Annotated in this window: 19 protein-coding genes; 11 read left to right on the forward strand and 8 right to left on the reverse strand. The window is 72.8% G+C overall.

Annotated elements, in window-relative coordinates:
• The first annotated feature begins 55 nt into the window (after positions 1-55).
• Positions 56-1,282 carry a C39 family peptidase gene (locus tag K6T13_RS14895; protein ID WP_222895325.1) on the forward strand — a complete coding sequence of 409 codons (1,227 nt, stop codon included), beginning with the start codon at positions 56-58 and terminating at the stop codon, positions 1,280-1,282.
• 3 nt (positions 1,283-1,285) lie between these two features.
• On the opposite strand, the gene K6T13_RS14900 is transcribed toward K6T13_RS14895, so the two are convergent.
• Complete coding sequence (locus K6T13_RS14900) at positions 1,286-2,797, reverse strand: molybdopterin-dependent oxidoreductase (RefSeq protein ID WP_222895326.1); 1,512 nt, start codon at positions 2,795-2,797, stop codon at positions 1,286-1,288.
• A 33-nt stretch (positions 2,798-2,830) separates the two neighbouring features.
• Between K6T13_RS14900 and ispF the strand changes: the two genes are divergently transcribed.
• Positions 2,831-3,313, forward strand: coding sequence for a 2-C-methyl-D-erythritol 2,4-cyclodiphosphate synthase (ispF, locus tag K6T13_RS14905; RefSeq protein WP_430227520.1), 483 nt, complete (start codon positions 2,831-2,833; stop codon positions 3,311-3,313).
• Between the two features lie 3 nt (positions 3,314-3,316).
• Here the strand turns inward: ispF and nirD are convergent, their stop codons facing one another.
• Together nirD and K6T13_RS14915 are read right to left on the reverse strand one after the other, a co-directional pair.
• The gene (gene nirD / locus K6T13_RS14910) at positions 3,317-3,673 is read right to left on the reverse strand and encodes a nitrite reductase small subunit NirD (protein ID WP_346729092.1); all 357 of its coding nucleotides are present in this window, start codon (positions 3,671-3,673) and stop codon (positions 3,317-3,319) included.
• Between the two features lie 139 nt (positions 3,674-3,812).
• Positions 3,813-4,298 carry a CarD family transcriptional regulator gene (locus tag K6T13_RS14915; RefSeq protein WP_222895328.1) on the reverse strand — a complete coding sequence of 162 codons (486 nt, stop codon included), beginning with the start codon at positions 4,296-4,298 and terminating at the stop codon, positions 3,813-3,815.
• A gap of 198 nt (positions 4,299-4,496) precedes the next feature.
• Between K6T13_RS14915 and K6T13_RS14920 the strand changes: the two genes are divergently transcribed.
• From K6T13_RS14920 to K6T13_RS14930, 3 genes are read left to right on the forward strand one after another with little or no spacing between them, the layout of a single operon-like run.
• Entirely contained in the window at positions 4,497-5,243 is a 747-nt protein-coding gene (locus K6T13_RS14920) for a UbiA family prenyltransferase (protein ID WP_222895329.1), read from the forward strand.
• 31 nt (positions 5,244-5,274) lie between these two features.
• Entirely contained in the window at positions 5,275-5,805 is a 531-nt protein-coding gene (locus tag K6T13_RS14925; protein ID WP_222895330.1) for a hypothetical protein, read from the forward strand.
• Positions 5,805-6,548, forward strand: a complete 744-nt coding sequence (locus tag K6T13_RS14930; RefSeq protein ID WP_222895331.1) for a phosphoglyceromutase — start codon at positions 5,805-5,807, stop codon at positions 6,546-6,548. The genes K6T13_RS14925 and K6T13_RS14930 overlap by 1 nt, the downstream gene beginning before the upstream one ends.
• 113 nt (positions 6,549-6,661) lie before the next feature.
• On the opposite strand, the gene soxR is transcribed toward K6T13_RS14930, so the two are convergent.
• Positions 6,662-7,141 (reverse strand): redox-sensitive transcriptional activator SoxR, encoded by a 480-nt coding sequence (gene soxR / locus K6T13_RS14935; protein ID WP_222895332.1) that lies wholly within the window; start codon positions 7,139-7,141, stop codon positions 6,662-6,664.
• A 53-nt stretch (positions 7,142-7,194) separates the two neighbouring features.
• On the opposite strand from soxR, the gene K6T13_RS14940 reads away from it, so the two are divergent.
• Together K6T13_RS14940 and K6T13_RS14945 are read left to right on the forward strand one after the other, a co-directional pair.
• Positions 7,195-7,905 carry an SDR family NAD(P)-dependent oxidoreductase gene (locus K6T13_RS14940; RefSeq protein WP_222895333.1) on the forward strand — a complete coding sequence of 237 codons (711 nt, stop codon included), beginning with the start codon at positions 7,195-7,197 and terminating at the stop codon, positions 7,903-7,905.
• On the forward strand, positions 7,902-8,975 hold the full coding sequence (locus tag K6T13_RS14945; protein ID WP_249423807.1) for an S-adenosylmethionine:tRNA ribosyltransferase-isomerase: 1,074 nt from the start codon (positions 7,902-7,904) through the stop codon (positions 8,973-8,975). Before K6T13_RS14940 ends, K6T13_RS14945 begins: the two co-directional genes overlap by 4 nt.
• Positions 8,976-9,034: 59 nt before the next feature.
• Here K6T13_RS14945 and phoU read toward each other — a convergent pair whose 3' ends face one another.
• Positions 9,035-9,685 (reverse strand): phosphate signaling complex protein PhoU, encoded by a 651-nt coding sequence (phoU, locus tag K6T13_RS14950; RefSeq protein WP_222895334.1) that lies wholly within the window; start codon positions 9,683-9,685, stop codon positions 9,035-9,037.
• A 120-nt stretch (positions 9,686-9,805) separates the two neighbouring features.
• On the opposite strand from phoU, the gene K6T13_RS14955 reads away from it, so the two are divergent.
• From K6T13_RS14955 to K6T13_RS14965, 3 genes are all read left to right on the forward strand, one after another.
• The gene (locus tag K6T13_RS14955; RefSeq protein WP_222895335.1) at positions 9,806-10,936 is read left to right on the forward strand and encodes a sensor histidine kinase; all 1,131 of its coding nucleotides are present in this window, start codon (positions 9,806-9,808) and stop codon (positions 10,934-10,936) included.
• The gene (locus K6T13_RS14960) at positions 10,933-11,613 is read left to right on the forward strand and encodes a response regulator transcription factor (RefSeq protein ID WP_222895336.1); all 681 of its coding nucleotides are present in this window, start codon (positions 10,933-10,935) and stop codon (positions 11,611-11,613) included. Before K6T13_RS14955 ends, K6T13_RS14960 begins: the two co-directional genes overlap by 4 nt.
• 96 nt (positions 11,614-11,709) lie before the next feature.
• Entirely contained in the window at positions 11,710-12,642 is a 933-nt protein-coding gene (locus tag K6T13_RS14965) for a DMT family transporter (RefSeq protein WP_249423808.1), read from the forward strand.
• Here K6T13_RS14965 and K6T13_RS14970 read toward each other — a convergent pair.
• Both K6T13_RS14970 and mshA read right to left on the reverse strand, forming a co-directional pair.
• Positions 12,639-13,139 carry a type III secretion system chaperone family protein gene (locus K6T13_RS14970; RefSeq protein ID WP_222895337.1) on the reverse strand — a complete coding sequence of 167 codons (501 nt, stop codon included), beginning with the start codon at positions 13,137-13,139 and terminating at the stop codon, positions 12,639-12,641. The genes K6T13_RS14965 and K6T13_RS14970 overlap by 4 nt on opposite strands.
• The gene (mshA, locus tag K6T13_RS14975) at positions 13,136-14,392 is read right to left on the reverse strand and encodes a D-inositol-3-phosphate glycosyltransferase (RefSeq protein WP_430227530.1); all 1,257 of its coding nucleotides are present in this window, start codon (positions 14,390-14,392) and stop codon (positions 13,136-13,138) included. The genes K6T13_RS14970 and mshA overlap by 4 nt, the downstream gene beginning before the upstream one ends.
• Before the next feature lie 79 nt (positions 14,393-14,471).
• Between mshA and K6T13_RS14980 the strand changes: the two genes are divergently transcribed.
• Complete coding sequence (locus tag K6T13_RS14980; protein ID WP_222895338.1) at positions 14,472-14,819, forward strand: thiol-disulfide oxidoreductase DCC family protein; 348 nt, start codon at positions 14,472-14,474, stop codon at positions 14,817-14,819.
• 10 nt (positions 14,820-14,829) lie between these two features.
• Here K6T13_RS14980 and K6T13_RS14985 read toward each other — a convergent pair whose 3' ends face one another.
• On the reverse strand, positions 14,830-15,222 hold the full coding sequence (locus tag K6T13_RS14985) for a hypothetical protein (protein WP_222895339.1): 393 nt from the start codon (positions 15,220-15,222) through the stop codon (positions 14,830-14,832).
• Positions 15,223-15,255: the final 33 nt, after the last annotated feature.

Genomic DNA, 15,255 nt, shown 5'->3' on the forward strand with positions numbered 1-15,255 from the left:
ACCGACTCGTGTGACTTGTGGGACAGGAGTGACGTTTCCGCCGTACCCTCGAGGGGTGTCCCCCCGCCTGCTGCCCGCGCTCGTCCTGGCGCTCGTCGCACCGCTCGCCGCCGCGCCCCCCGCGACCGCCGCCCCCACACCGCGCCGCGTCGACTACACCGAGTGGCGCGGCCAGGACCTGGGCGACGGCCGCCGCTTCGGCACCGAGGTGCGCCGGGGCAAGGTCCGGATCGTCGCGCCGGTCGGCACTCGCCGCGTGGGCAGCACGACCTACGACGTCGGACGCTGGCTCTCACCGTGGCACGAGCCCGGCTTCGACCTGACCCAGCTGATCGCGTCGTGGACCGCGACCACGCCCGGCAACTCCTTCATCGAGGTGCAGGTTCGCGGGCGCACCGCGTCGGGCCGGCGGTCGAGCTGGGACACCCTGGCCCGCTGGGCCGCGACCGACAACCACGTGCGGCGGACCACGATCAGCGGCCAGGCCGACGACCTGGCCCGGGTCAACGTCGACACCTGGGTCGCGGGTGGCGGCCTCGCGCGCTGGCAGCTGCGCGTCAACCTGCTGCAGGCCGGCAAGCGCTCGCCGCAGCTGCACGCGATCGGTGCGATGGCCTCGCGGCTCCCCGACGTCGACGACGTCGCGACCTCCAAGCCCCGCTTCCGCCGGGGCACGGTGCTCGACGTGCCCCGCTTCTCGCAGATGGTGCACTCCGGTCACTACCCAGCCTGGGGCGGAGGCGGCCAGGCGTGGTGCTCCCCGACCTCCACGTCGATGGTGCTGGGCTACTACGACGCCCTGCCCAAGCCGCGCGACTACCGGTGGGTGGCCGACGGGCACGGGGAGGCGTGGGTCGACCACGCGGCCCGGATGACCTACGACCACGGCTACCGCGGCACCGGCAACTGGCCCTTCAACACGGCGTACGCCGCCCGGCAGACCGGTGGCGAGGCGTTCGTGACGCGGCTGACCAGCCTGCGGCAGGCGGAGCGCTTCATCCGCAAGGGGATCCCGCTGATTGCGTCGGTCTCCTTCCGGTCCGGCGAGCTCTCGGGCGCGCCGATCAGCTCGACCAACGGCCACCTGCTGGTCATCGCCGGCTTCACCGACGGCGGTGACGTCGTGGTCAACGACCCCGCGGCCCGGAGCAACGGCTCGGTGCGGCGGACCTACGACCGTGGTCAGTTCGAGGACGCGTGGCTGCCGACGTCCGGCGGCCTGGTCTACGTGATCACCGACGGCGACCGGGCGCTGCCCGGTGGCCGGCAGACGAACTGGTGAGGCTCAGCCGGCGGAGAACCTGACGGTGTGCCACCCGGTGGCGCCGTCGGGCACCACCTCACGCTCCACCCCGGTCTGCACCTCGCCCGCCTTGCTGACGGCCCGGACCCGCAGCTCGTGGTCGCCGCGGTCGACCGTGACCCTGCCTCCCCACTGCACCCAGGTGTCGTCGCTGGGCGACCCGGCGACCTCGACCGGCTGCCAGGGCCCGCCGTCGAGGGACACCTCGACCCCCTCGATGCCGGTCTGCTGGTGCCAGGCGACCCCGCCCACGGGGAGCTCGCCCGCCTCGACGTCGACCCCGTCGCGGGGCACGTCGATCCGTGACGCCAGCCGGACCGGCGCCTGCTCGGCCCAGCCCTTCCCGGTCCAGTACGCCGAGATCCGGTCGAACCGCGTGACCTCGAGGTCCACCACCCACTTGCACGCGGAGACGAAACCGTAGAGGCCGGGCACGATGGTGCGCACCGGGAAGCCGTGCTCGACCCGGAGCGGCCGCCCGTTCATGGCCACCGCCAGCATCGCGTCCCGCTCGTCGGTCAGCGCGGCCAGGGGCGTCCCGCACGTCCACCCGTCCTCGGACGTCTGCAGCACGGCGTCCGCCTCCGCGAGCGGTCCTGCCTCGGCGAGCAGGTCGGCGAGCCGCACCCCGCTCCACCAGGCGTTGCCGATGAGGTCGCCGCCGACCGGGTTGGAGACGCAGTTGAGGGTGATCCAGGCCTCGCTGCGCTCACGGGCGATCAGGTCGGCGTAGCTGATGGTCACCTCGCGCTCGACCAGCCCGTGGATGCGGAGCCACCACTCGTCGGGCGCGATCGTGGGCAGCGCGATGGCGGTGTGGATGAGGTAGAAGTCCTCGGCAGGGGTGGCCCACGGGGTGACGCCGGGGACCCCGACCCGCGTGGACTCGGGCACCCGCGGCTCGGTCACGCCGGTGATCCGCAGCAACCGCCGGGCCTCCTCGACGCCGCGGCGGCCACTGCCCCAGACCCGGCCCAGCACCGCCACGCCCACCGCCACCACGGCGACCGCGCCGGCCCCCAGGAGGAAGCCGCGGCGCGAGGACTCGCTACCGGTCCGCGCCGGTCGGTGGAGCCGCTCGGCCAGCAGGCTCAGCACGACGACCCATGTGACGAGGCCGACCGCGAGCGGGAGGTAGGCCGCGGTGGCGGGGGCCTCGGTGACCGCCGTGGCCACCACCCCGATCGCCGCCAGACAGGCGAAGACGGCCACGGGCGCCCACCACCGGCGGGCCGCCAGCCGGCCCGCCCAGGCGAAGGCCAGGGCCAGGAACACGAAGATGCCGGCGACCAGGACCGTCTTGTCCTGGAACCCCAGGACGGCGATCGACTCCTCGATGACGCGGCCCGGCGTGATCTCGATGATCAGCTCCGCCACGGCGACCACCGGGGAGGAGCGGACCGCCATCACGTTGGCGGTCGCGTAGCTGGTCGCGAGGCCGGCGGCACCCGCCGCCAGGCCTGCGACCGACCACGACCCGCGCATGGTGCCCATCGGATCAATTCTGCCTCAGGCATGATCAGAACCGTGGCTGCCACCTTCCGCGTCGGCATCGGTACCGACGTCCACCGCCTCGCCGACGGCATCCCCCTGCACCTGGCCGGCCTCGCCTGGCCCGAGGAGGCCGCCGGTCTGGAGGGCCACTCCGACGCCGACGTCGCCGCCCACGCCGCCTGCGACGCCCTCCTGTCCGCGGCCGGGCTCGGAGACCTCGGCAGCAACTTCGGCACCTCCGAGCCGCGGTGGTCCGGCGCCGCCGGGGTCGAGCTCCTCGCCGAGACAGTGCGTCGGCTCCACGACGCGGGCTGGCAGGTCGGCAACGTGGCGATCCAGGTCATCGGCAACCGGCCCCGGCTGGGGCCACGCCGGTCCGAGGCGGAGGCCACGCTCACCGCGGCGGTCGGTGCTCCCGTGACCGTGTCGGCCACGACGACCGACGGGCTCGGCCTCACCGGCCGCGGCGAGGGGGTGGCCGCGGTCGCCACCGCCCTGGTGCACCGCGAGCGGTGACGCTCAGGCGGTGACCACCCGGCGCGGACCCACGTGCACCGTGCCGTCGGTGACGAGGACCTCGTAGCAGGCCACCCGCACCCCCTCCTCGTCGAGGCACAGCCCGGTGCGCAGGTCGAAGGCGTGGCCGTGGACCGGCGAGGAGACGACCGGCACCGGGCCGCGGCTGCCGACGACGCCCCGGGCGAGGGCGGAGGAGCGGCCGAACGGGTCGTGGTTGGCCAGCGCGTGCACCGTCCCGTCCTCGGTGCGGAAGATCGCGACCGCGTGCCCGTGGACCAGGGCGGCCGCACCGTGGCCGGCCCGGAGGTCGTCGTACCGGCACACCGGCCAGAAGCGTTCCGGGTCGGGCACGCTCACTCGGGCACCTCCAGGACTCGCGGTCCTGACCGAACCTACGGAGCGCAGGTTTCAGGCGGGGTCCCTCGTGTTTCGGGCAGGTGACGAAACAGCAGCGGCCCCCGGGTGCTCCCGGGGGCCGCTGCGACGGACGGATGGATCAGCTGGCGAGGACCTCGTCGAGGATCGCCTCGGCCTTGTCCTCGTTGGTGTGCTCGGCGAGCGCCAGCTCCGAGACCAGGATCTGCCGTGCCTTGGCCAGCATCCGCTTCTCACCGGCCGAGAGGCCGCGGTCACGCTCGCGGCGCCACAGGTCGCGCACGACCTCCGACACCTTCATGACGTCGCCGCTGTGCAGCTTCTCGAGGTTCGCCTTGTAGCGGCGGGACCAGTTCGTCGGCTCCTCGACGTGCGCGGCACGGAGGATGTCGAACACACGGTCGAGACCTTCCTTGTCCACGACGTCGCGGACACCCACGAGATCGAGATTGCAGGCCGGAACCCGGACGACCAGGTCCTGCTGTGCGACGATCCGGAGAACGAGGTACTGGCGATCCTCCCCCTTGATCGTGCGAGTCTCGATGTCCTCGATGACTGCGGCCCCGTGATTTGGATAGACAACCGTTTCGCCGACGGTGAAGGTCATATGTCAAGTACCCCTTTCCAGGTGACCAGTCTAACACGGCCCGACCAGTGCTCCTGACGCGTTTGCGCAGGTCAGGAAGGCAATCGGGGGTTGACAGAACGCGGCACGGTGTGGTGGCACGAGCTCCGGACGACGCCGGCCGGGGTATATCCGTGCGAGTTCCGTGACCCATGTCACGCCGTGGTCGATACTGCCCCCATGGCTGCGACCGTGACCGCCCGACGACGTACGCAGGGCCGCGTCAGCAGCCTGTTCCCGGTGCTGCTGGTCCGGGCCGCCCACCCGCGGCTGGGCATGGTCAGCGCCCTGGGCCTGACCGGCGCGGCAGCCCTCAGCGGCCGCACGACGCGCGAGGTGGCGCTCGTGCTGGCGACGGTGCTGGTGGGGCAGGCGATCCTCGGGTGGCACAACGACCTGGTCGACCGTCGGCGGGACCACGCCGACGAGCGGGCCGACAAGCCGGTCGCCCTCGGCCTGCTCGACCCCGGTGACCTCGCCTTCGCACTGGCCTGCGCCGTGCTGGTCGTGGTGCCGTTGTCGATCGCCCACGGCCTGTGGGCGGGGACGGCCTACCTCGCCACGATCGCCCTCGGCATGCTCGGCAACCTGCTGCTGCGCCACACCTGGCTGTCCTGGTGGTCGTGGGCCGCGGCCTTCGCGCTCTACCCGGCGTTCCTGGCCTACGGCGGCTGGGCCGGCGAGGGCCGCAGCGCCCCGCCCGAGATCCTGGTCACCGTCCTCGCCGGCGCGCTGGGCGTCTGCGTCCACGTCCTGGTCGCCCTGCCCGGCCTGGTGCTCGACAACGAGGCCGGACGACGCCACCTCGCACTCCGGGTCGGGCTGCGGATCGGAGCGCCTCGGCTGCTGTGGCTGATGCTGGTCCTCACCGGGCTCGTCCTCGCGGGACTGCTCGCGGCCGGGGCCCAGGTCGGGTTGCGTCAGTAAGGGCACCGAGCGGACCGATAGCATGCCGCCCATGCACATGCGACGCTCCCTGGCGCTGGTGTCCGGCGCGCTCCTGCTGGCCACGCCGCTGACCTCCTGTGGTTTCGACCTGGCGACCGACCGGGTCAACACCATCACCGCGGGCACCTCCGACCGCGACGCGTCCGTCGACGTGCTCAACGCGGTCGTGGTCTCGGACCATGAGGGGTCGGGCACGTTCATCGCGACGTTCGTCAACAACGACACCGAGAGCGACGCCACCATCGAGGCTGTCGAGTCCGGCGCGGCCGAGGTCTCCTTCACGCCCATCCAGATCGCCGCGGGCGGCCTGCTCAACCTCGCGCAGGCCGAGGAGGAGGACGCCGTGACCGTCGAGGGCGACCTGGCCGCCGGCGGCGTGGTGCCGATGCAGATCCAGGTGTCCGGTGGGGAGCTCGTCGACCTCGACGTCCCCGTCGTGCCGGCGTGCGACGAGTGGGAAGGCCTCGACGTCAGCGGTGATGGCGGTGCGACGTCGTCGGAGGACACGTGCGAGATCGAGCACGAGGAGGGCGCCCACTGATGGCCCACACGCTCATCCTGCTCCGCCACGGCGAGAGCGAGTGGAACGCCAAGAACCTGTTCACCGGCTGGGTCGACGTCGACCTCACCGACAAGGGACGCGAGGAGGCGGTCCGCGGCGGCGAGCAGCTGCGTGAGGCGGGTCTGCTGCCCGACGTCGTCCACACCTCGCTGCAGCGTCGGGCGATCAACACCAGCAACCTGGCGCTCGACGCGATCGACCGCCACTGGATCCCGGTGAAGCGCTCCTGGCGGCTCAACGAGCGCCACTACGGCGCCCTGCAGGGCAAGAACAAGAAGGAGACGCTCGACCAGTACGGCGAGAGCCAGTTCATGACCTGGCGCCGTTCCTTCGACGTACCACCGCCGCCGCTGGACGACGACGCCGAGTGGTCGCAGGTCGGCGACCCGCGCTACGCCGACCTCGGCGACGAGATGCCCCGCACGGAGTGCCTCAAGGACGTCATCGCGCGGTTGCTGCCCTACTGGGACTCGGCCGTGGTGCCCGACCTGCGCGACGGCAAGGTGGTGCTGGTCTCCGCGCACGGCAACAGCCTGCGGGCCATCGTCAAGCACCTCGACGGCATCAGCGACGACGACATCGCCGGCCTCAACATCCCGACCGGCATGCCGCTGGTCTACCGCCTCGACGAGCAGCTGCAGCCCACCGTGGCCGGCGGCGAGTACCTCGACCCCGAGGCGGCCGAGGCCGCCGCTGCCGCCGTCGCCAAGCAGGGGCGGTAGCCCCCACCTCGACCCCACGCACGGAGGTCGAGCTGTCGATGGTTTCTACAGGCTCAACCAACGGGCCCCCACGGAGGTCGAGCCTGTCGAGACCTCGGTCGTGACGCCGGGCATCACCCCGCGGCGGGCCGGTGGGGCCGGCGAAGCGTGGCCGGGAGGCGCGCCGCGCCGGGTGCGGCATCGGAGTCGGCGAGGACGTCGTCCGGGTTGTAGATCCGGCAGTTCTGCAGCGACAGGCAGCCGCAGCCGATGCAGCCGTCGAGCCCGTCCCGCAGCCGCTCGAGGGCCGCGATCTGCTCGTCGAGGCGGCTGCGCCAGTGGCGGGATATCCGTGCCCAGTCAGCCTTCGTCGGCGTACGGCCGGCAGGCAGCCGGTCCAGCTCGTCGCGAATCTCCTGCAGGGTCAGCCCGACGTTGGCGGCCGCGCGGATGAAGGCCAGCCGTCGCAGCATGCCGCGCTCGAAGACGCGGCGGCCCCCCGGCGAGCGGGACGCCGTGATGAGCCCCTCGGCCTCGTAGTAGCGCAACGCCGAGGCGGCGAAGCCGCTGCGTTCGCTGACCTCGCCCATCGACAGCAGGTCATGCGAGTCCATCACACCCTCCTCCCCTTGAACTCAAGTTCACTTCAACTTGAATACTGTCAGCCATGACCACCGAAGACAACCGCACTGCACTCGTCACCGGCGGCTCGGAGGGCCTCGGGCTGGAGCTCGTCCGGGCGCTCACCGGCCGCGGCTGGACCGTCGTGACCGATGCCCGCGACGCCGCCCGTCTCCACGCGAACCTGGCGGACCTCCCCCGGGACCTCGTCCGCGCCGTCCCCGGTGACGTCACCGACCCCGAGCACCGCGCCGACCTCGTCGCCCTGGCACGCGACCTCGGCGGCCTCGACCTCCTGGTGCTCAACGCCAGCTCGCTGGGCCCGCTGCCGATGCGACCACTCCGCGCGCTGACCGCGGCGCAGCTCGACGAGACGCTGCGGCTCACCGCGGGCGCCAACGCCGCCCTGATGATCGAGGCGGCTGACGAACTGCTCCGCCGCGGCGGCACCGTCGTGGGGATCTCCTCCGACGCGGCGGTCGAGCACTACGAGACCTGGGGTCCCTACGGGGCGGCGAAGGCCGCCCTCGACCACCTGGTGCAGACGTTCGGCGCCGAGACCGGCCTCCCGGCGTACGCCGTCGACCCGGGCGACATGCGCACCCGGATGCAGCAGGACGCCTTCCCCGACGATGACATCTCGGACCGGCCGCTGCCCGCCACCGTGGTGCCGCGGCTGCTCTCGCTGCTCGACCGGCGGGCTCCGTCAGGCCGCTACCGTGCGAGCGACCTGCCGGTGGCCGAGGTGGTCGCGTGACCACGCTGGCGCTGCAGCCCACGACCACGTTCACCGCGCCGGCGGACGCGTTCGCGGCGGGGCCTCCCGAGTCGCGCGGGCTCGCCCGCGACGGCGTGCGACTGCTGGTCGCGACACCGTCCGGCCTCACCCACGCCCGCTTCTCCGACCTCCCCGACCACCTGCACCCGGGTGACCTGCTGGTCGTCAACAACTCCGCCACCGTCGCGGGCCAGCTCGACGCCTGTCTGCGACATCGGGCCAGGGTGGATCCGGTGGTGCTGCACGTGGGGGCGCGGCTCGACGACGACACCCGCGTGGTCGAGCTCAGGACCGCACCGGACGCCGACCGCTCGGTGCTCGACGCCGGTGCGGGCGACGAGGTGCACGCCGGCCGGGTCCGGCTACGGCTGCTGGCGCCGTACCCCGAGCCCGGCTCCTCCCCCACCGGCGAGGGCAACCGGCTCTGGCGCGCGGCCGTCGCCGGCGACCTGGACCGCCTGCTGCGGCGACGCGGCCGGCCGATCAGCTACGGCTACCTCGACCACCACTACCCGCTCGCGGCCTACCAGTCGGTCTTCAGCACCGTGCCGGGCAGCGCCGAGATGCCCTCGGCCGGGCGCCCGTTCACCACCGACCTGGTGACGGCGCTGGTCTCGCGCGGCATCGGCATCGCCCCGGTGACCCTGCACACCGGCTTCTCCTCCCAGGAGGCCGGAGAGGCACCGCAGCCGGAGCGGTACGACGTGCCGGCGGCGACGGCCCGGCAGGTGAACGCCACGCGCGCCGCCGGTCGCCGGGTGGTCGCCGTCGGCACCACCGCCACCCGCGCCCTGGAGTCGGCGGCCGGTAAGGACGGCCAGGTGGCAGCACGTCGCGGCTGGACCACCCGCGTGGTCACCCCCGCGGAGCCACCGCGGGTCGTGGACGGTCTGGTGACCGGTTGGCACGACCCCGGCGCCTCACACCTGCTGCTGGTCGAGGCGGTCGCCGGACCCGCGCTGACGCAGGCGGCGTACGACGCCGCGAGCACGCAGGGCTACCTGTGGCACGAGTTCGGCGACGCCGGCCTGCTGCTGCGGGGTGACTGAGGCCGCTGCGCCGGACGGGTTTCGAGACGGTCCGCCGCGCTTCGCGCGGAGGACCCGTCTCAGGCGTCGACGGGCTGCTGGCCGGTGACGACGAAGACGATCCGGTTGGCGACCGACACGGCGTGGTCGGCGATCCGCTCGTAGTAGCGGCCGAGCAGCGCCACGTCGATGGCTGCCTCGATGCCGTGGGGCCACTCCCCCTCCAGCAGCTCGCGGAAGCTCTGGCGGCGCAGCCGGTCCATGACCTCGTCGTCGCGGCCGAGCTCGATGGCCGACTCGACGTCCTGGTTGCGGATGATCCGCGCGACGCGCGACACCATGTCCTGGGCCACCTCGGCCATCCGGCTCATGGTGGGCCGCAGCTGGTCGGGGACGGCGCTGTCGGGGACGCGCATCCGGGCGATCTTGGCGACGTGGACCGAGAGGTCGCCCATCCGCTCGAGCTCGCTGACCATGCGCAGCGCCGAGATCACGACCCTCAGGTCACCGGCGACCGGCTGCTGCAGGGAGAGGAGGGTGAAGCAGTTGTCCTCCACCTTCTCCCGCTCGGCGTCGATCGCGGCGTCGGAGCTGATCACCTGCTCGGCGACGGCGGCGTCGCCCTCGAGCAGGGAGTGCGACGCCTGGCGCACCGACTGCTCGACCTGCTCGCAGATGCCAGCCAGGTCGGTGATGATGGAGTCGAGCTGTTCGTGGAAAGCCTCACGCATGGTCCCACCGTAGACCGCCGAGGTGACGAGTCGGGGATGATCCGTGAACGGGTCGTGAACAGTGGGTGGACCCGCGTCCCTCGACGGAATGCCGGATGAAATCCTGCGTACGCTGACAGCGTGGACCAGACGACGCAGGCGTTCCTGGCTGCGCTGACCGGTGCGCTGGTCGCCGGCGGTGTCGTGCTCGCGTGGGCCCTGACCGACCGCCGGCAGCGGCGTGTCCCCACCGTGGGTGAGCCGGTGCTCCCCCCCGGCGTGGCCACCGTGCTCTCGGTGCTCCGCAGCAGCGCTGTCGTCCTCGGCGAGGACGACACCGTCGTCAAGGCCAGTGCGCCCGCCTACGCCATGGGCGTGGTGCGGGGCCACGCGCTGGCCGCGCCCGAGCTCGCCGAGCTGGTCGGCCAGGTCCGCCGCGACGGACAGATCCGCGAGACCGAGCTGCTGATGAGCCGTCCCGGCATGACGCCGCGCCACGTGACCGCCCGGGTCGCGCCGCTCGGCTCCCAGCTGGTGCTGCTGCTGGTCGAGGACCGCACCCGCGAGCGGCAGGTCGACGCCGTACGCCGCGACTTCGTCGCCAACGTCAGCCACGAGCTCAAGACGCCGGTGGGCGCCATCCGGCTGCTCGCCGAGGCCGCCAGCGACGCGGCCGACGACCCCGAGGCGGTGCAGCGGTTCAGTGACCGGATGATCCTCGAGTCCGACCGGCTGGCCCGCCTGGTGCAGCAGATCATCGAGCTCTCGCGGCTGCAGGGCGACGACCCGGTCGACCACCCGGTGCCGGTGCAGGTCGACGACGTCGTGAAGAACGCGGTCGACGCCAACGCCATCGACGCGGACGCCCGGGACATCACGGTGGTCGTCGGCGGCGCCACCGGCCTGGAGGTCTTCGGCAGCTCCGAGCAGGTGACCGCCGCGGTGTCCAACCTCGTGGCCAACGCCATCACCTACTCCGGCGACGGGTCGACGGTGGTGGTCAACACCAAGGGCCACGACGACACCATCGAGGTCTCGGTGGTCGACCAGGGCATCGGCATCCCCGAGGACGAGGTCGAGAGGATCTTCGAGCGCTTCTACCGGGTCGACCCGGCTCGCCACCGGTCGACCGGCGGCACCGGGCTGGGACTCTCTATCGTGAAGCACGTCGCGGCCACCCACGGCGGCGACATCCGGGTGTGGTCGGTGGAGGGACAGGGGTCGACGTTCACCCTCACCCTCCCCCGCAGGAGACAGGAGAACAGCCGGTGACCCGCGTACTGGTCGTCGAGGACGAGGAGAGCTACAGCGACGCGCTCGCCTACATGCTCCGCAAGGAGGGCTACGAGGTGGCGCTCGCGACCACCGGCCCGGAGGCCCTCAGCGAGTTCGAGCGCAACGGCGCCGACATCGTGCTGCTGGACCTGATGCTGCCCGGACTGCCCGGGACCGAGGTGTGCCGCCAGATCCGGGCCGTGTCCAACGTGCCGGTGATCATGGTGTCGGCCAAGGACGACGAGGTCGACAAGGTGGTCGGGCTGGAGCTCGGCGCCGACGACTACGTCACCAAGCCCTACTCCCCCCGCGAGCTCGTGGCCCGGATCCGGGCGGTGCTGCGCCGCGGCATCGGTGACCCGGAGGTCGACCAGGCCACGCTCGAGGCGGGACCGGTGCGCATGGACGTGGAGCGCCACGTCGTCACCGTCAACGGCGAGGAGCAGCGGCTTCCGCTCAAGGAGTTCGAGCTGCTGGAGATGTTCCTGCGCAACCCGGGTCGGGTGCTCACGCGGGGCCAGCTGATCGACCGGGTGTGGGGTGCCGACTACGTCGGTGACACCAAGACCCTCGACGTCCACGTGAAGCGCCTGCGCGCCAAGCTCGAGCCGGACCCCTCCAGCCCGCAGCACCTGGTGACGGTCCGCGGCCTGGGCTACAAGCTCGACCTCTGATCGGCCTCTGATCGACCTCAGGATCTGGCCGTAAGTCGCGTCACGACGTCCGATATCCGCTGGTGAGGCCGGTTTCGCGCTGCCTACGCTCGCTGCGTGACGACTTCCCCCGCCCGCTGGGCCTGGCTGCCGCTGGCCGCCGTCTCCTGCACGCTGGTGTTCTGGGCCTCGGCGTTCGTGGCGATCCGCCACCTCGGCGACGACTTCTCGCCCGGCGCACTGTCGCTGGGCCGGCTCCTGGTGGGCGCGCTGGCGCTCGGCGCGGTCGCGCTGGCCAGTGGCCTGCCACGGCCCACGGGACGCGAGTGGCGCTCCATCGTGCTGATCGGGGTGCTGTGGTTCGGGATCTACAACCTCGCCCTCAACGAGGGCGAGCAGCGGGTCGACGCGGGCACGGCCGCGATGCTGATCCAGGTCGCCCCGGTGCTGATCGCGCTGCTGGCGGCGGTGTTCCTCGACGAGCGGTTCACCGCCACCCTCGGCATCGGCCTCGGGCTGGCGTTCGGCGGGGTGGCGCTGATCGGGCTCGCGGACTCACCGACCGGTGAGCGGGACGTGCTGGGGGTCGCCCTGTGCGTGGCCGCCGCGGCGGCGTACGCCGTCAGCCTGGTGCTGCAGAAGCCCCTGGTCGCCCGGTTGCGTGGCGTGCACGTCACGTGGCTGGCGTGCACGGTGGGCGCGGTCTCGTGCCTGCCGTTCGCGGGGCAGCTGTGGTCGGAGGCGGCCGTGGCGCCGGCGAGCTCGCTGTGGTGGCTGGTCTACCTCGGGGTGTTCCCGACCGCGATCGCGTTCTCGACCTACGCCTACGCGCTCAAGCACATGAGCGCCAGCAACCTCGGCGTGACGACCTACCTGGTGCCGCCGATCACCATCGTGCTCGGGCTGCTGCTGCTCGGCGAGACGCCGGCACCGATCGCCTACGTGGGCGGGGTGCTGGCGCTGGTCGGCGTCTCCGTCGCCCGGCGCCGACCGAGGCCGCGGGCAGAGGTGCCGCCCGCACCGCCGGCGCCGGCGCTCGCGGGACGCTAGGACTCGGTGCGCTGCCGGTCCGACTCCAGCCAGCCGCGGAACGCCTCGAGGTTGTGGGTGGGCTCCCCGCGAGAGGTGCGCCACTCCCACTCCTTGCGGATGGAGGAGGCGAAGCCGAGCTCGAGGATGTGGTTGAACGACTCGTCGGCATAGCTCAGCACCGAGCCGAGCAGCCGGTCGAGCTCCTCGGGGGTCACGGTGGCCAGCGGCAGCCGCGCGTCGAGGTAGATGTCGCCGAGCGGGTCGATGCCGAAGGCGACGGCGTACATCCGCAGGTTGCGCTGCAGCAGCCACCGGTAGACGCCCTCGGCGTTCTCGTCGGGTCGGCGGCAGACGAAGGCGTGGACGCCGAGCGCGTGCGGGCCCACGTCGAGCCGGACCGGCACCTGCAGCTTGCGCTCCCCGGGCATCGTGATGCTGAAGACGCCCTCGCCGATCTCGTCGTGCTCGACCTCGGCGTCGGCGAGGTAGGCCCGGATGGTGTCGGCGACACTCACGCGGGCACCGCCGCGGGCCGGCGCGCGGCCTCGTAGACGTCGAGGGTCGCCTCGGCGGTCCGCTCCCACGAGAACTCCGCCGCGTGCTCGTAGGCCCCGGTCGAGAGCCGCTCGCGCAGATCGTCGTCGGAGATCAGCCGGCGCAGCGCACCGGCCCAGTCGCGGGGGTCGTGGGTGTCGACGAGCAGCCCGGAGACGCCGTCGCTGACGACGGTGGGGAGCCCGCCCACAGCGGCGGCGACGACCGGCGTACCGGTGGCCTGCGCCTCGGCGGCGACCAGGCCGAAGGACTCGTTGTAGGACGGGACGGCGACCAGGTCGGCAGCCGAGCACCACTGGGCCAGCTCGGCCTGCTCCACGGGCGGCACGAACCTCACGACGTCGGCCACCCCGAGCTCGGCTGCGAGCTCGGCGAGCGACTCGGGGTGCTCGAGGCCGCTGCCGGAGGGGCCGCCGACGACGGGCACCACGAGGCGTGACCGCAGCCCCGGCGTCTCGGCGAGCATGACCGCGACGGCGCGCAGCAGGACGTCGGGAGCCTTGAGCGGCTGCAGCCGGCCGGCGAAGAGCAGCACGTGGCCGTCCTCGGGCAGGCCGAGGGCCCGGCGGGTGGCGGCCCGGGCGTGGGGGCGGAACACCTCGAGGTCGACTCCCGGGTGGACCACCTCGACCCGGGCGGGGTCGGCGTCGTAGAGGTCGACGAGCTGACGTGCCTCGATGTCGGTGTTGGCGATGAGCATGTCGGCGGCCTCGACCACCTGCTCCTCGCCGATGATCCGGCCGTCGGGCTCCGGGGTGTCGCCGTCGGCGAGCGCGGCGTTCTTGACCTTGGCCATGGTGTGCATGGAGTGGATGAGCGGCACGCCCCACCGGTCGCGGGCCAGGGCGCCGACCTGGCCGGAGAGCCAGTAGTGGGAGTGGACCGCGTCGTAGTGGCCGAGCGGCTGGGAGGCCTCGGCCCGCAGCACCTCGCGGGCGAAGGTGCACAGTTGGCCGGGCAGCTCCTCCTTGGCGAGCCCCTCGTAGGGGCCGGCAGCGACGTGGTGGACCTGCACCCCGTCGCCCGCCACCACTGTGGGCGGGAGCGCGGAGGTGGTGGCGCGCGTGAAGACGTCGACCTCCACCCCGCGGCGGGCCAGCCGCCGTGCGAGCTCGATCACGTACACGTTCATGCCCCCCGCGTCACCCGTGCCGGGCTGGTCGAGGGGTGAGGTGTGCAGGCTGATCATCGCCACACGCCCGATGCTGGTCACGCGTTCTCCTGTCGGTCCGGGGGTCCAACGAGGTACAACCCGGGCCGTTCCGCTGGCATTCCGTGCCTACGCTGGAGGGGTGCTCATCTACGACGGCCGCTGCGGCTTCTGCAAGCGGAGCCTGGGCTGGGCCCGCAGGCTGGGCACCCGGTTCGAGGCGGTGCCGTCGGACGAGGTCGACCCGGAGCCGCTGGGCCTGACCCGGCGCGACTTCGCCGAAGCGGCCTGGTGGGTCGACGGTGAGGGCGCGACGTACGGCGGCTACCTGGCCGTGTCGCAGGTGCTGCAGACCTCGCGTTGGTTGCCCGTGCGGCTCGCGGGTCGGGCGATCGCGAGCCGACTGTTGGCGCCGGTCGCCGACCGGGCCTACCGGTGGGTGGCGGCCAACCGCGGCCGGTTCCCGTCGTGGCTGGGCGATCCGGGCTGAGGCCCGCCTCTCAGCGCGCGGCGCGGCGGCCGGGCCGCTGGCGCGGCGCCTCGGACTCGCGCTCGCCACGCCCCCGCACCAGGCCGGCAGCACCCGCCAGGAGCGCCACGATGCCGAGCACGCCATCGAGCGTGGTGCCCTCGCCGTCGCCCCTGACCACCGCGTAGACCGACCACGCCAGCAGGGGCGCGGCCAGCGCGACGATCACCCACAGCCACAGCGCGCTCCTGCTCACCAGGCCGGCGCCGACCACGGCGACCGCGACCGCGAGCAGTCCGAGGCCGACCCAGTGGGCCACCCCGCCCCAGCCGGGGTCGCCGGCGGTGAGGTCGACGACCCACCGCACCAGCCAGCACAGCCCACCGACCACGGCGGCCGACGACGCGAGGACACGCAGGTTCATGCACGCTCCCGGAGCTCTTCGGACCGGCCAAGT

The sequence above is a fragment of the Nocardioides coralli genome (assembly GCF_019880385.1).
Lineage (GTDB): Bacteria > Actinomycetota > Actinomycetes > Propionibacteriales > Nocardioidaceae > Nocardioides > Nocardioides coralli.

Excerpts from the sequence above, each read along its gene's own strand:
- K6T13_RS14925 (WP_222895330.1), top strand. The coding sequence starts at position 5,275 with ATGCACATGCGACGCTCCCTGGCGCTGGTGTCCGGCGCGCTCCTGCTG.
- K6T13_RS14940 (WP_222895333.1), top strand. The coding sequence starts at position 7,195 with ATGACCACCGAAGACAACCGCACTGCACTCGTCACCGGCGGCTCGGAG.
- K6T13_RS14920 (WP_222895329.1), top strand. The coding sequence starts at position 4,497 with ATGGCTGCGACCGTGACCGCCCGACGACGTACGCAGGGCCGCGTCAGC.
- soxR (WP_222895332.1), bottom strand. The coding sequence starts at position 7,141 with ATGGACTCGCATGACCTGCTGTCGATGGGCGAGGTCAGCGAACGCAGC.
- K6T13_RS14985 (WP_222895339.1), bottom strand. The coding sequence starts at position 15,222 with ATGAACCTGCGTGTCCTCGCGTCGTCGGCCGCCGTGGTCGGTGGGCTG.
- K6T13_RS14900 (WP_222895326.1), bottom strand. The coding sequence starts at position 2,797 with ATGGGCACCATGCGCGGGTCGTGGTCGGTCGCAGGCCTGGCGGCGGGT.
- phoU (WP_222895334.1), bottom strand. The coding sequence starts at position 9,685 with ATGCGTGAGGCTTTCCACGAACAGCTCGACTCCATCATCACCGACCTG.
- K6T13_RS14915 (WP_222895328.1), bottom strand. The coding sequence starts at position 4,298 with ATGACCTTCACCGTCGGCGAAACGGTTGTCTATCCAAATCACGGGGCC.
- K6T13_RS14930 (WP_222895331.1), top strand. The coding sequence starts at position 5,805 with ATGGCCCACACGCTCATCCTGCTCCGCCACGGCGAGAGCGAGTGGAAC.